Below are 15189 nucleotides of genomic sequence, written 5' to 3'. Positions count from 1 at the left end.
AAAGGTTATCCCAAAAGATTATTAAAAACGATCTTTTGGGACAACCTCTTTTATTTCGTTTCACGATGTAACGTTACCCGTTTTAATCGTGGACAATATTTTTTTAGTTCGATACGCTCTGGATTGTTTCGTTTATTCTTTTTAGAAATATAATTACGATCACCACACTCCGTACAAGCTAATGTAATATTTACACGCATATGTAATTCTCCTTTCTTTTAAAGATCGCAAACTAAATCGTAATGATTACGATTTATATATTATATAACTTCATTCTATTTGTCAATTGCAAAATAAAAGGGATCTAAATAGAACCCTTTTATTTAAGTAATCTATACCTTGTATTAAAATGTCTCATATGTAACAAACTCACTAATCGGTTTTCGATATCCTCGTGGGCGCGTTTTAGTAGTATCACTTTTTCCTATCGTAATCATTAAAACAGGTACTACATGCTCTGGCATATTCAATTCACTTTGTACTGCTTTTTCATCAAAACCGATCATTGGACACGTATCATATCCATAATATTTAGCTGCGTACATAAAAGTCATCGCACTTAACGAAGCATTTCTAATCGCTTCCTCTTCCATGAAGCGTTCTCCTTTTCCTTCATATAACCCTTTCGTTTGCCTAATTGTATCTTCATACTCACATTCATCAATCATCTTTAAAACCTTCATACCGAAATAAATATTTTCGACATTTTGGTATGCTCTCTTGTCACCACAAACAAGTATTACCGCAGATGCACTCGATACTTTATATTGCCTAAAAGCTAACTCTTTTAATCTTTCTTTGCGCTCTTGATCACGAATTACAACATAATGTGTATGTTGCAAATTGTAACAAGATGGAGAAAGCTTTGTTAGCTCAAATATTTTTTTAAAATCCTCATCTGGGATTTCTATTCCTTGTACAAATTTCATTGCAGAACGTCTAGCAATTGCTAATTCTTCAAAATTCACCGTATAACCTCCCTAATAACCATAAATTTAAATATACATTAATTTATACAAACGAATAAATCAAATGAAAACACTTTACATTATGGATAATAATGATGATTTACAAAAAAAAGACAAAAAGCTGAAACAATTAGTTCATACGAAATTCACACGAATCTATTACTATAGAAATTGTACATAGTGAACTTATTAACAATCACGTTTATTTATATAGAATTTTACTTGAAAGGAGTTGAAAATATGAAAACTAAATATCGTTTTATGATCTCATCATTTGCTGCTTGCGCCTACATGATTTGGTGTTTAGTATAATAACAACCTCACTTGTAAATAGGAAAAGGTGTGTATATAAATGGAATATAATCAATCAACAGTTAACTACTGGAAAGCTTTTGTACTACCATATACATTTGCTTTAGAAGAGTTAAAAACTAAATTTGAAATTATGAACCGGGAAGCCCAATTTTTAGAGGATTACAACCCGTTTGAACATATAAAAACAAGATTAAAACAACCTGAAAGTATTATTAAAAAGCTTGAACGTAAAAATTTATTACCGACAGTTGAAAATGCCCAAACGCATTTACAAGACATCATCGGCATTCGTATTACATGTTGCTTCGTAGAAGATATCTATCATTTGAAAGAAGTCATTCAAAAGCGTGAAGATATGGAAATCATAGAGGTAAAAGATTATATAGCTAATCCAAAGGGAAACGGCTATAAAAGTTTACACATGATTATTAAATATCCTTTATCACTTAATTCTGGTACAAAAGAAGTCTTTGCAGAAATTCAGTTACGTACGCTCGCAATGGACTTCTGGGCAAGTTTAGAACATAAACTTTACTATAAGTATGAAGGGAAAATACCTGAGTATTTAAAAGATGAACTTCATGATGCGGCAATGAAGGCTGAAGATCTTGATAATAAAATGGCAACCATTCGCCAAGATATTGATGATATCGAAGCATGTTCAAATCAAATTATGTTACCACTATAAAAAAGGTTCTCGCCAATGAGAACCTTTTTTATTTCGCTATTTATAAACAGTAAAACTTCCTAATTAAAGTTTCACTTTATTTCTTCTCTATCGTGCGAACCTCTTCAATTTTCCAGCCATCCTCTTCTTTTCCAAGTGCATACTGTACTTTCTTCTGAAGAGTGACCTCTCCATCTGTTTCCTTTTCTTTTGTTTCAACAACAACATACCCTGCTTTACTAGCTTTTATGTCTATATGTTCCAATTCAATTTTCTTATTCCCTTTTTGAAAAACTGCTTCTTTTTGCGTTTTTAAGTCTTCAGCACTAGGCATCTTCTTTGAAAATAACTCCATATGCTCAGCAAGATTTTTTTCATTTGTCGTCCGTACAAATTTCTCCATAACATCTTGAATCGATTTCTCTTCTTCTTTCGTTATTTGTACCTTTTCCTCAGCTTTTGTAGTAGTAGTTTTTTGTTCTATCTGATTCTCTTTGGATTGACATCCAACTAGCAATAATACACCTATTAGAAGGGCTCCTATCCCTCTGAAAATAGCTCTCATCTTCCCATCTCCTAAAAAGAAAAGTGAGGCATTTCGCCTCACTTTCATTTATAATTAGCGTCTTCCTTTATTCGGATCGCCACCGCCAACAATATCAAAGACACGTTTCGCGATATTTGTATTCTCTTGAACGCCCGAGAATAAGTATTTACCAGGGCCAAATGCATATACGTTTACATCTTCTCCTGTATGTCCACCTGTTGTCCATCCTGTAACCGAACGCTTATTGAAAATATCTTCAATCGCATTATCAATCTTTGTTACATCTTTTGAAGGAGCAATATCATTTACCGCTTTAATTTCTTCAGGTGTTAATTGTAAATCAATATATTTTTTCAATGTTTCTTCTACATTTGCACCTTTTGCAATCTCATTTGCCATGAAGTCTGGTGTGCGTTTTGCAGCTTTAATTGGATCTACTTTAAAGTTATACTCACCATTTGCACCTAAAGATAATCCGCCAGTAGCGTGGTCTGCCGTTGCAACAACTAACGTATTTTTATCTTTTTTCGCAAACTCAATCGCTGCTTTAAATGCTTTTTCAAAGTCTTCCATTTCACTCATTGCGCCAACGACATCATTATCGTGTCCAGCCCAGTCAATTTGACTTCCTTCAACCATTAAGAAGAAACCATTTTTATTTTTGTTCAAACGCTCAATTGCTGCATTTGTCATTTCTTCTAATGAAGGCGTCTTCTCATTGCGGTCAATCATTTTATCTAAACCGCCTGGTGCAAATAAACCAAGGATTTGATCATTTTTATCATTTAACAATTGATCTCGATCTGTTACGTAGCTATAACCAGATTTCTTAAACTCTTCTGTAAGATTGCGATCTTTTCTAACAAAGTTTTTTACGCCGCCGCCAAGCATAACATCTACTTTATGCTTCCCTTTAATTTTCTCATCAAAATAATCATTTGCAATTGCGTCCATATTTTTACGACTAATGTCATGCGCACCGAAAGCAGCTGGTGTTGCATGTGTAATTTCAGAAGTAGCAACTAATCCTGTTGATTTCCCTTTTTCCTTCGCTTGTTCAAGAACAGTTTTCACTTCTGCTTTATCGTTATCAACTGCAATTGCCGCATTATATGTTTTAATTCCTGCTGACATAGCTGTTGCTGCAGATGCAGAGTCTGTGATATTTTCATGTTCATCTTCCGGATATGTTTTTTGTGTTCCTACAAGATGTTTATCAAACTCTGTAGATTCCATCTCAAAAGTTTTTGGATTATCTTTCATATAACGGTGAGCCGTCATATATGAAGGGCCCATACCATCCCCAATTAATACAATGACATTTTTAATCTTTGCATTGCTTCCGCTCTCATCTGCACTCACTTCACTAGAACGTGTAAAATTCCATGTTGCCACCGAAGTAACTGCTAACGACGCCACAACTGCAAATGGCCATGCTTTTTTCACAAACTTTTTCACTGTCTTGTCCCCCTAATTAGGTTATTCATTTCCCACTATCAAATTTAATAGAAGACTGTTAAGAGAAAATTAGTTATATGTAAATTTTTTGTTAACTTATGTAAATATCAGTTATAATTTGTATAACTTTGTCTTTTCATATCAACCATCTTCTCCTTTACAATCAAAATATAAACAAGTTGGATTTCATGTAACGTAAATCTCTTATTTAACATTTTCAATCTACTTTTATGAAAATTAATAGAAACGTGGTGAACATGTATGAAAATAATAAAGCTAGATGAAACTTTTATTTTTGATTTACTCGACCTTTGCAAATCTATTGGATGGTTACAAAATAAAGCATTTATGAAAAAACAATTCGAAATGTACCTTTCTCTCGGTACACTTGTCGGTTATATGCATGAAAATAAACTGATTGCAGCTGGAGGCGTATTTCCTTTTAAAGATAGGTTTTCTACTATTGGTATGTTAATCGTCCATCCTCATTTTCAAGGCCGAGGCATCGGGCGTATTTTGCTTAATCACTGCTTAGAACACACTCATACAAAACAACCAATTGCACTTATTGCAACAAAAGCTGGCGAGCCTCTTTATACATCATGCGGATTTCAAACAATAACGACGATTCATCGTTTTGAAAAACAAACTACTAAGACACATATCACTCATACAAAACAAATAAAAGAAAAAGACCTTATATCGCTTATTTCCCTCGATCAAATTACAACTGGTGCCGATCGTTCTTTACTTTATTCATTACTATTACCAAGAACGAGCCACTCTTTTAAAATTGAGAGACATAACTGTATAGAAGCTTTTTCCTTATGCATACAAAAAGGTAATATATTATGTATCAATCCACTTATCGCCAAACGAGAAGAAGATGCTATTCAATTACTACAAAACATAAGTGAATGTTGGAATGGCACAGTAAGGATTGATGTCCCCCATTCACAATTTTTATTTCGTAAATTTCTTCAAACAGAAAATTTCCAAGAAACGCTCCTTTCACCTCTTATGATAAAAAATGGTAGCCAACTTCCTGGAAATCGTAATATGCTATTTGCTATGATAGATACAGCGTTATGTTAGAAAGGAGACACCTCATTGAAGCGATTTAGCTATTTTATGGTAGGTTGTCTTACTCTTACACTATTAGTAGGATGTAGTGCAGCAGAAAAGCCAGTAGAACAAGTAAAACAAGTTAAAAATACACTTACAGCAAAACTAGCTACCGAAGAAAAGATGGTGGAAATAGATGGTCAAACCATTTACTTTAAACAGATTGGTAACGAAAAGCCACCTTTACTTATGATCCATGGATTTGGAGGATCATCCGATGGTTTTCAAAAGATTTACTCAGACTTAGCAAAAGATCATACAATTATTTCCGTAGACGCTTTAGGATTCGGGCGCTCATCTAAACCGATGGATTTTTATTATTCTTTCCCAACCCATGCAAACTTGTATTATAAATTAATGAAAAAACTAGGTTACGATTCGTTTGCAATATTGGGACACTCAATGGGGGGAGAAATTTCCCTTAATTTAACGTATTTATATCCTGAAGCCGTTACCCACCTCATTTTAACTGATGCTACAGGTGGTCCTCATACATTCGTAAATAAACAAGGGTCACCAAAACCACAGTTATCGACTGATTTAAATACCGTTTCTGCTGTTGCAGATTACGATGAAAGTAAAGTGAAATTTAAACGTAATGATGAAGAGCATTATAATAAAATGAAATTATGGCCTAGACGTCTTCAAATCAATGCAAACGAACTGAAACAACCAACCTTAATTATATGGGGAAGAAATGATAGTAGCGTTTCTTGGAAAGAAGGAGAAACGTATCATCAATTCTTAAAAAATAGTACTTTCCATATTATCGAAAAAGGTTATCATGCACCATTTCGTCAAGAGCCACAAGAATTTGTAGGTTATGTAAAAGAATTCTTTAAGAACAATCCAGTAAAAGTTGAAAAATAAAATAAGCGGGTATCTCAGTTTGAGATACCCGCTTTCATATATTAAGCAGCTTGCTTTTGGCGTTTTTGAGTTTTTGATCCTAATACTTTCGGAATAACGAAACCATCTATTCCAAATTTACCAGCGTTCATACCAGAGACTAAAACAAACATCGATAGGATAACCATTTCAGGGTTTACACCAATTGACCCACTAAACATATAGGAAAAGTTCATTACAAGACCGAAAAAGACCGCTGTTTTTGTTAAACAGCCTACAATTAAACCAATTCCGACTAAAATCTCTCCCCATGTTACAAGTGTATTAAATAGATCAACGTTTGGAATTGCGAAATCTTGTAAAAATGATGCCCACCAAGTTTGAACAGCCGGTTGTGCTCCTTTAGATTTTTCAATTGCACCTTGTAAATAACCAGTTGCATCGAATCCTTTTCCTTGTAGTTTACCGATTCCAGCCATTAACCATGTGTAACCAAGATACACTCGAATTACTGCTAACACAAAAGAAACTGCTTTGTTTTCTCTTAAAAATTGAATAACCATATCTTCCTCCTAAAGTTGTAATTAAGTTAGTTACAGTTAATATAATAACATTAGTTACTTATTTTTCAAACGTTAATTATGAATAATTCGTGACATGTGTATGAAACATCAAAAACTAACGTTTATATAGTAACTTTTATTACCTGTAAAAACTTGAACATATCATACCATAAGTGATAATGGTTTTCATTGAAGAAAATGTAAAAAAAATGTGAGTTAAATGTGAAACACGTTTATTCGAATATAGAATAAACGTGTTTCACACTACTTATATAATCGAAATGTATATGTCTCTTTATCAACTAAGCGTGCTTCTTCAAAAGCCTCTCCTAACGTTTTTTCATGGTTAATAAGCCCGTAAAATAAGCGTATTGTAAACATAAGTGCTGCATTCCCATCTACATAATCTATCGATCCAATATACGATTTCGCGCCACTACGTAAGAAAGATTCTGCTAGTTTTCGCTCCCCTAACGTACACCCGCTATTTACAATATATGTATTATGCAATTTTGCATATTTATAAATTTCTGCTGTACCAAAGTATCCCCTCGGTTCATCTTGTTCATATATATCATCTTCACCTAACTCTTCCATGACAAACTTTCCTTCCTCACCATGAAAGCAAAAGACAACATAATCGATATCATTATATAAACCCTTTCCAGAAAGAATATCGATGAACTCTTTCGGTCTACCAATCCAATATGTGACAACTTTTGCCCCAAAATATTCAAGCGATGCTCGGATTGATTGCGCCTCTAAATCAGAATTAAAACCAACTACTAGTGCAACATTCAACATACACCCTCCATCCTATTATTAGATCTCATCCATCAAACTTTCAAGCGATACATCCATTTCATATATACCCGTTTCTTTCAAAAAATCAGTTCTAGTTAAAGCGACTTTCTGTAAATATTGCCTATATGCTGTAATTGTCCCGTCGTGAGATACAATGCAAATTCTTTCCGCACCTAGCCCATAACACCAAAGAAGAAATTCATCTACTATTTGCTGAAAGCAATTCTCTGAAATAGTATTTATACCCTCCGTCCATAACTGCTTATTTGTGCTTTTCTCTATCAAAAAATGTGGCAATAAATTTGCTATCATTTCCTGATCTACTATGTGATCACATGGTAATGTTTTCGCTCCTTCTCGATAAGGAAAAATACGCGGGGATACGTATGGATGGACGATTTTTTGACAAGCTACCTTCTCACTCCATATTGTCGCCGTTTGTAAAGTTCTAAGTGTAGGACTAACAATTAATATATCCGTTTCTTGCAATGGCACATTCCATTGAAGTAATTTAGCCTGATTCCATCCCTCATCCGTTAATGGGGGATGCAACACTTGTAAACTGGATGGCAAGTCCTTTGTATGTTCTCCTTTACCGTGCCGAACAAAGACGAGTTTCATACCCATCCTCCTCTCTCTATGAAATCCTTCAACATAATTTCTTCCCTATCTCATCCATTATTCCTGCTATATGAAAAACCGATATGTAAAAAAGATTTGACACAAATAATTAGGAAATATTACAATAATATGTGTAAAATACTTTTTACAAGAGAGAGGGGAATCACAAATATGAAATGGATAACCATCTTAATCGGAATGATCATATGGGTATATATAAACGGATTTTTTAGTAGTGATAAAACTGCTAATCCTTGGATCACAGATGATGAACGGGAAACAAAAATTAAACAGAAAGCAATTATTGCAAGCTGGTCTGGTGTTTTTATGTTTTGTATCATTAACCTCTTAAACAAATGGTTAGGTGTAGAAACGAGCAATGCGTCACCTTACTTACCACCTTCTGTCGCGACTATTTTAAAAGAAAATGTAGAGCTACAAATTTTATTTATGCAATTTATTACGTATGGCATATTTTACGTATACTATCGAAGAAAACTAAGTGTTTAACTTTTATCTCATGATTATCCTCCTAAATGGTTATAGTAATTAGGACGAAATGAAAGGAGCGATATAAAAATGAGTAACTCGAATGATTTTTTAGATACACTGCATGAAAAACAAGCAAAAGATGAACAAAATAGAAAGCGCCAAGGGAACGGAAACCCAGCGAAAAAAAAGCCAAATAAAACGCATAAATAACAATAAAAAACCTGCCTAAAATTATCTTTTAGGCAGGTTTTTTATTCTTCTTTTACCGAGATGACATTTCCCCAATTCCATTTCTCATAATACCATTCTGGTACATCTATATTTTCAATCCACTTCTTTTCCTGTTTTCCATCATTATTGGCAAGCCATACATTGGCTTTCTTACGGTCTGAACGTATCCATATCAATTGATTGTTCTTCTTCATAAAGATCGGATGATAGTCGCCTTGCTTATGAGGTGGCTTTGTGATTTGATATTGTTTATCGCTTGTACTATCGATTTCGTATAAAGATGGGAGGGGCCTTTTTTCTATCGGTGTTTCTATCCCTGCCTCTTTCGCGCGTGAAACGATAATTACTTTATCATTTTTCCACGCAAAATCCCAATCGACATATCCTTTCGGCGTAAAAGTGTTCTGCTGAAGTGCCGGCAGTTCTTTTACTTTTAAATGTTTATTTTCTAATGCAACTCTCCCGCTTCCTTCAATATAAGCTAATATATTCTTGCCTGGCGCCCATTTGAACCATTGTGTGTTTAATAACATTTGATCTATCTTTTCAAACCGGCTACCATCTGCTCGAACTAAGCAAAGCGTATTACTATCAGCTGACCATGAAGCTGTCGGTACTGCTAAAAATGAAATCCACTTTCGATCTGATGACCACTCAAATCCACTTGCAACTAGCGCTAGAAAATCATCATGTTCATTTGGCAATGCATACAAATGTTTCATTTTATGAGGGTTCATATGGGCATCTTCTTGCACTTCATATAGCTGTGCTCCTGTCCATCCCGTTGGAAGCAAGTGTGCCTCAGAAGATACAAGAAACTTCTTTCCATCAGGGTACCATCCATAGTCACCTACACCAGCTGATACATTTTCAAAATCCGCATTCTTTTTTTGAACGTCAAACGTATTTAACGTATTCGCAAATACAAATGCAATTATATTCTCTTTCGGTGACCATTGATAATTTGATACTTCAGATTGCAATGGTCTAACTTTCTTTCCATCTTCCAGTCGATACAATTCCAAGGTGCTTTGCTTCTTTCCTTTAGCATAGGCAATCCATTCTCCATCATGAGACCATTTCGGCCCTATTATGTACTCACCTTTTGTTATTTGTTTTTCCTTCCCATCAATTTTTACCCATAGGTCATGGTGACGGATAAAAGCAACTTTCACCGCATTATGTTCTGCACTAGTACTAAAAATTGAAGATAAAAAAATGAATAAAGCCACACTACTACTCACAATAATTTTTTTCATACGTTCCTCCATTTTTCTTATAGCATTCCTCATATTCCGCTTACTATATGCGAATTTCGCTCCCTATTGATTGCACAATTGTTGTGGATTTATCCCCAATAAGAATGAGCTTCCCTCGCTGAATATTAGCCATTCGACATAATCCCAAAAAATTTCCCAAGAAATTTTTAATTCAAAGAGGATTGGTATGAATTATGTCGAAAATATAGTTTAGCCAACATTCAATTTTGTATTTCATAACAAAAATGTAAGATAACTTTTCAGAATATTAGCACTTTTTATTAGGGGGAGTTTCAATGAAAAAAACTACATCTGCACTATTAAGTATGGCGCTCGTCTTTTCTAGTTTTGGAGCTTTAAGCGCACATGCTGAATCGCTGCAAAAGGAGAAGCAATTTAGTCCACAGTTAAAAACGAATATTGAACAATGGGGAGAAAACAAAATCGCGCAAAATGTTGAAATAAAAACAGCAAAAGAAATTTCAGTCATTGTAGAATTGCAACATGCTCCGCTCGCTTCACAAAGTAACATTCAGCATGCTCCGGATTTAAAAAATGGAAATGCGCAATCGTACCATGCACAACTAAAAAAGGCACAAGAGGATACAACAAAGAAAATTAAAGAAAAAGCACCGAAAGCAAAAATAAAAGAAACGTATAGTACGTTATTTTCTGGATTCTCTATTTCTATCCCAGGAGATCAAGTTGCTGCTTTAGCTTCTTTACCTGAAGTAAAGGCAATTTATCCGAACTTAACATATAAGTTACATGAAACATCAAAAAGTGCTACTAACGAAGAAGCGCCAAATGTCGGCGGACCGACAATCGGTGCACCTGAAGCATGGAATTTAAAAGATCCATCTGGCAAACCGCTTGATGGAAAAGGTATGAAAGTCGCTATTATTGATTCTGGCGTAGACTATACACACCCTGACTTACAAGCAAATTATATCGGTGGATATGATACAGTCGATGAAGATAACGATCCTATGGATGGCAACGTACACGGTACTCATGTAGCTGGCATTATTGCTGGTAACGGAAAAATTAAAGGCGTTGCTCCAAATGCATCTATTCTAGCTTATCGTGTAATGAATGATGGTGGCACTGGTACGACCGATGATATTATTCAAGGTATTGAGCGCGCTATCCAAGATGGTGCAGATGTTTTAAATCTATCTCTCGGTCAGGATTTGAATGTCCCTGATCAACCTGTAACAATGACGTTAGAACGCGCAGCAAAACTTGGTGTTACGGCAGTCGTTTCAAATGGAAATGATGGACCAAAGCCTTGGTCTGTTGATGCTCCTGGTAACGCAAGTAGTGTCATCTCTGTTGGTGCATCTACTGTTTCTATCCCATTCCCAACATTCCAAGTAGCTGGTTCTAATAAATCTTACCAAGGATTACCGCTATCAAAAGCAGATTTCCAAGTAGGAAACGATGCTCAGCTTGTCTATGTTGGCTACGGTAATTCAAGCGATTACGCTAAACAAGATGTGAAAGGTAAGTTTGCTCTTGTTCTACAAGGAACTTCGAGCACATTAGTAAAAGCTGAACAAGCGAAACAAGCTGGCGCTATCGGCGTTCTACTAATTTCCAATGAAAAAGAAATTGATCTTATGCCAGAATATTTCGAACGTGCAGCTATAGCTCTTCCGGTTATGCAACTATCAAATACAAATGGCGAAGAGTTGAAAAATGTAATTACAAAACGAAAGAAAAATATAAAAATTGGACAACCGAACCAAACCGAACTGATTGGTAACTTCAGCTCAAGAGGACCATCACAAGGAAGTTGGCTTATAAAGCCTGATGTTATTGCACCTGGAGTAAAGATTACAAGCACAGTGCCACGAGGTGGCTATGAATCTCACAACGGAACAAGTATGGCTGCGCCACAAGTAGCCGGAGCCGTTGCCTTACTGCGCCAGATGCATCCTGATTGGACGACAGAACAATTGAAATCTGCTCTTGCCAACACTGCAAAAACATTAAAGGACGTCAATGAAAATACATATCCTGTCATGGCACAAGGATCTGGTTTAATTAACATTCCAAAAGCAGCCCAAACGGATGCGTTAGTGAAACCAAATAACGTAAGTTTCGGTCTTATTAAACCAAATAGCGGCAAAGTGAAACTAACACAAAATATTACGTTACAAAATCTTTCTAGCAAAAAGAAAAACTTTTCAACTCGTATTGAATTACTAGATACAAAAACAAAAATCCAGACTTCTTTCCCTTCTTCGATTAGTTTGAAACCAAATAGTAACATCGAAAAGCCTTTTACTATTACTGTAGATAGCTCCTTACCACAAGGCGTATATACAGGAAATCTGTATGTAAAAGACCAAGGAACAAAAGAAGAAATGCGTATTCCATTTACATTTAGCATCGATCCGAAAGAATACAAGCGTATTGATGGACTTGAAATCGTTAATTCTACTTTCAGCCCAAATAATGACAAAATATTAGATGACAACTTAATCAATTACTATTTAGTTACACCAGTTGAAGACATAGCCTTTCATGCTAATTTAATTACGAAAGACCGCGTGACATATCAAGGCATGGTATATCAAGGTAAAAACGAAACACCTGGTTATAAATCTTTCAAATGGAATGGTACAAAAACAGATGGGTCCCCGTTACCTGATGGCTTGTACCAAATCGAAGCTGTTGCTTCTAACTCTGGCGGAGAAACAAAGCAAACAGGAGCGGTGTTTATTGACCGAACAGCACCTAAGTTAACGCACGAAATTGATCAAGAAAATCTTGTTATTAGAGGAAACGTTGATGATATCCTGCTAGATTGGATGACAGAATCTGGTTGGATAGCACCTGGTATTCCAGTGAGAATGCAATATGAAATTAACAGAAATGGCGTATGGGAAAGTGCCTTCCTAAACACTTGGGAGAAAAACTATGAAATTTATTTTGATCGTAATCAATTACAACAAGGAAAGAATGCAATTCATATTGTAGCAACAGATGCAGCTGGAAATACAACTAATTTAAATGTTGATTTAGAAGTAAAATAAGTTCGTACCACTATTCTTTCGCCCCTATCAAATGTTCCGATAGGGGCTTTTTCTATTTCTCACACAAACAGTTGTTAAATAATTCTGAATGTTATGATAGAATTTTTATAAGCGCTTTCAACTTTGAGGAGAGGTGATACAAGCTATACGAAATCAATAGGCAGTTTTATAGAAAAAAGGAGGATGTTTAAATGACAAAGAAAACAGAAATTCCATCGCATTTAAAACCATTCGTATCCACACAGCATTATGATCAATACACACCGGTGAATCACGCTGTATGGCGTTACATTATGAGACAAAATCATAGTTTCTTAAAAGACGTTGCCCATCCAGCCTACGTGAACGGATTACAATCATCTGGTATAAATATAGATGCAATTCCTAAGGTAGAAGAAATGAATGAATGTTTAGCACCAAGTGGCTGGGGAGCTGTAACGATTGATGGACTTATTCCGGGTGTCGCGTTCTTTGATTTTCAGGGGCACGGATTATTACCAATTGCAACAGATATTCGTAAAGTAGAAAATATCGAGTATACACCGGCTCCTGATATCGTTCATGAAGCTGCAGGCCACGCACCAATTTTGCTTGATCCTACATATGCACAATATGTAAAACGCTTTGGACAAATTGGTGCGAAAGCTTTCTCTACAAAGGAAGAACATGAGGCGTTTGAAGCTGTTCGTACATTAACGATTGTAAAAGAAAGTCCTACTTCTACACCCGAAGAAATTACAGCTGCTGAAAATGCTGTAATTGAAAAACAAAACTTAGTTTCTGGTTTATCAGAAGCGGAACAAATTTCACGTCTTTTCTGGTGGACAGTAGAATACGGGTTAATTGGAAATATAGATGCTCCAAAAATCTACGGTGCTGGCCTCCTTTCTTCTGTTGGTGAAAGTAAACATTGCTTAACAGGCGCTGTAGAAAAAGTTCCTTTTTCCATTGAAGCTTGTACAGGAACAACTTATGACGTAACAAAAATGCAACCACAATTATTTGTTTGTGAATCATTTGAAGAGTTGACTGAAGCACTTGAGAAATTCTCTGAAACGATGGCCTTTAAAACAGGTGGTAAAGAAGGTTTAGAAAAAGCGATTCGCTCTGAAAACTATGCAACTGTTGAGCTAAATAGTGGACTACAAATTACAGGTACATTCAATGAAACAATTGAAAACGATGCAGGTGAAGTGATTTACATGCGTACAAATTCGCCAACTGCATTAGCAATTCATAATAAACAACTAGCGAATCATTCTACCGCTGTACACAGTGATGGCTTTGGAACGCCAATTGGATTACTTACTGACAATATTGCATTAGAAAATTGTACAGATGAACAATTACAATCATTAGGAATTACAATTGGGAATACAGCAGCATTTACTTTCACAAGTGGTATCCATGTAAAAGGAACGGTAACAGCAATTAAAAAGAACGATAACAAGATCACTCTTATCTCCTTTATCGATTGTACAGTTACTTATAAAGACCGTTTATTATTTGATGCTTCATGGGGTGCTTTTGATATGGCTGTTGGCTCAAAAATCACTTCTGTATTCCCAGGAGCTGCAGATGCAGCATCGTTTTTCCCAACTGATGAAGAAATAGAAACAACTCCAGCATCTCTTACATTAACTGAGCTAGATCGTATGTATCAAACAGTTCGTGATATTCGAAATGAGGGCACTTTACACGACGCGCATATCGAACAGTTAGTAGCAATTCAAGAAGTATTAAATAAATTTTATGCAAAAGAATGGCTCCTTCGCCTTGAAATATTAGAATTGCTTTTAGAGCATAACAAAGGGCATGAAACATCCGCAGCATTATTACAACAACTTTCCACTTTCACAACTGATGAATCTGTAGCACGTCTTATTAACAATGGTCTTGCACTACTACATATAAAGGATGTGAAAAATGATGCTACGATTAACTGAGGAAGAAGTTCAAGAGGAATTATTGAAGGTAAATAAATGGATGATAAAAGATGAGAAATGGATTGAACGAAAATATATGTTTTCCGACTACTTAAAAGGAGTCGAATTTGTCTCTGAAGCCGCCAAACTATCAGAAGAACATAATCACCATCCCTTTATCCTTATCCAATATAAAGCAGTCATTATTACTTTGTCATCATGGAATGCAAAAGGTTTAACGAAACTCGATTTTGAGCTTGCTAAACAATTTGATGAACTATTTGTCCAAAATGAAAAAGCGATTATAAGAAAGTAAAAAAG

Annotated in this window: 16 protein-coding genes; 8 read left to right on the top strand and 8 right to left on the bottom strand. The window is 35.3% G+C overall.

Features of this window, described 5'->3' with window-relative positions:
- Positions 1-50: 50 nt before the first annotated feature.
- Together rpmG and FS742_RS11875 are read right to left on the bottom strand one after the other, a co-directional pair.
- Complete coding sequence (gene rpmG / locus FS742_RS11880; protein ID WP_001265617.1) at positions 51-200, bottom strand: 50S ribosomal protein L33; 150 nt, start codon at positions 198-200, stop codon at positions 51-53.
- A 144-nt stretch (positions 201-344) separates the two neighbouring features.
- Positions 345-929, bottom strand: coding sequence for a nitroreductase family protein (locus tag FS742_RS11875; RefSeq protein ID WP_206766541.1), 585 nt, complete (start codon positions 927-929; stop codon positions 345-347).
- A 391-nt stretch (positions 930-1320) separates the two neighbouring features.
- Between FS742_RS11875 and FS742_RS11870 the strand changes: the two genes are divergently transcribed.
- Positions 1321-1971 carry a GTP pyrophosphokinase gene (locus FS742_RS11870; protein ID WP_000456215.1) on the top strand — a complete coding sequence of 217 codons (651 nt, stop codon included), beginning with the start codon at positions 1321-1323 and terminating at the stop codon, positions 1969-1971.
- A gap of 76 nt (positions 1972-2047) precedes the next feature.
- Here the strand turns inward: FS742_RS11870 and FS742_RS11865 are convergent, their stop codons facing one another.
- Both FS742_RS11865 and FS742_RS11860 read right to left on the bottom strand, forming a co-directional pair.
- The gene (locus tag FS742_RS11865; RefSeq protein ID WP_144612521.1) at positions 2048-2515 is read right to left on the bottom strand and encodes a hypothetical protein; all 468 of its coding nucleotides are present in this window, start codon (positions 2513-2515) and stop codon (positions 2048-2050) included.
- A gap of 54 nt (positions 2516-2569) precedes the next feature.
- Positions 2570-3955: an alkaline phosphatase gene (locus tag FS742_RS11860; protein WP_144612519.1), complete on the bottom strand. Its 1386-nt coding sequence runs from the start codon at positions 3953-3955 to the stop codon at positions 2570-2572.
- Positions 3956-4216: 261 nt separating this feature from the next.
- Between FS742_RS11860 and FS742_RS11855 the strand changes: the two genes are divergently transcribed.
- Both FS742_RS11855 and FS742_RS11850 read left to right on the top strand, forming a co-directional pair.
- On the top strand, positions 4217-5050 hold the full coding sequence (locus FS742_RS11855) for a GNAT family N-acetyltransferase (protein ID WP_144612517.1): 834 nt from the start codon (positions 4217-4219) through the stop codon (positions 5048-5050).
- A 15-nt stretch (positions 5051-5065) separates the two neighbouring features.
- Complete coding sequence (locus FS742_RS11850; protein WP_144612515.1) at positions 5066-5950, top strand: alpha/beta fold hydrolase; 885 nt, start codon at positions 5066-5068, stop codon at positions 5948-5950.
- Positions 5951-5991: 41 nt separating this feature from the next.
- On the opposite strand, the gene FS742_RS11845 is transcribed toward FS742_RS11850, so the two are convergent.
- The 3 genes from FS742_RS11845 to FS742_RS11835 all read right to left on the bottom strand — a co-directional run bounded on the left by FS742_RS11845 (position 5992) and on the right by FS742_RS11835 (position 7923).
- Entirely contained in the window at positions 5992-6492 is a 501-nt protein-coding gene (locus tag FS742_RS11845; protein ID WP_144612513.1) for a DoxX family protein, read from the bottom strand.
- A gap of 264 nt (positions 6493-6756) precedes the next feature.
- On the bottom strand, positions 6757-7296 hold the full coding sequence (locus FS742_RS11840) for a delta-aminolevulinic acid dehydratase (protein ID WP_144612511.1): 540 nt from the start codon (positions 7294-7296) through the stop codon (positions 6757-6759).
- Positions 7297-7314: 18 nt separating this feature from the next.
- Positions 7315-7923: a histidine phosphatase family protein gene (locus FS742_RS11835; protein ID WP_144612509.1), complete on the bottom strand. Its 609-nt coding sequence runs from the start codon at positions 7921-7923 to the stop codon at positions 7315-7317.
- A 165-nt stretch (positions 7924-8088) separates the two neighbouring features.
- On the opposite strand from FS742_RS11835, the gene FS742_RS11830 reads away from it, so the two are divergent.
- Together FS742_RS11830 and FS742_RS11825 are read left to right on the top strand one after the other, a co-directional pair.
- On the top strand, positions 8089-8427 hold the full coding sequence (locus FS742_RS11830; protein WP_144612508.1) for a phosphoglycerate mutase: 339 nt from the start codon (positions 8089-8091) through the stop codon (positions 8425-8427).
- A gap of 69 nt (positions 8428-8496) precedes the next feature.
- Positions 8497-8619 carry a DUF4023 domain-containing protein gene (locus FS742_RS11825; RefSeq protein WP_000071861.1) on the top strand — a complete coding sequence of 41 codons (123 nt, stop codon included), beginning with the start codon at positions 8497-8499 and terminating at the stop codon, positions 8617-8619.
- A 41-nt stretch (positions 8620-8660) separates the two neighbouring features.
- On the opposite strand, the gene FS742_RS11820 is transcribed toward FS742_RS11825, so the two are convergent.
- A complete protein-coding gene (locus FS742_RS11820) occupies positions 8661-9899 on the bottom strand; it encodes a TolB family protein (RefSeq protein ID WP_144612506.1) in 1239 nt (412 codons plus the stop codon).
- 296 nt (positions 9900-10195) lie between these two features.
- Here FS742_RS11820 and FS742_RS11815 point away from each other — a divergent pair, with 296 nt between their 5' ends.
- The 3 genes from FS742_RS11815 to FS742_RS11805 all read left to right on the top strand — a co-directional run bounded on the left by FS742_RS11815 (position 10196) and on the right by FS742_RS11805 (position 15184).
- Positions 10196-12943, top strand: a complete 2748-nt coding sequence (locus FS742_RS11815; protein WP_144612504.1) for a S8 family serine peptidase — start codon at positions 10196-10198, stop codon at positions 12941-12943.
- Positions 12944-13134: 191 nt separating this feature from the next.
- Entirely contained in the window at positions 13135-14889 is a 1755-nt protein-coding gene (locus FS742_RS11810; protein ID WP_144612502.1) for an aromatic amino acid hydroxylase, read from the top strand.
- Positions 14870-15184: a 4a-hydroxytetrahydrobiopterin dehydratase gene (locus FS742_RS11805; RefSeq protein ID WP_144612500.1), complete on the top strand. Its 315-nt coding sequence runs from the start codon at positions 14870-14872 to the stop codon at positions 15182-15184. The genes FS742_RS11810 and FS742_RS11805 overlap by 20 nt, the downstream gene beginning before the upstream one ends.
- The last annotated feature ends 5 nt before the right edge of the window (positions 15185-15189 follow it).

The sequence above is a fragment of the Bacillus cereus genome, assembly GCF_007678085.1.
In the GTDB taxonomy this organism is placed as follows: domain Bacteria; phylum Bacillota; class Bacilli; order Bacillales; family Bacillaceae_G; genus Bacillus_A; species Bacillus_A cereus_BE.
This window is presented reverse-complemented; position numbering and strand designations above follow the sequence as displayed.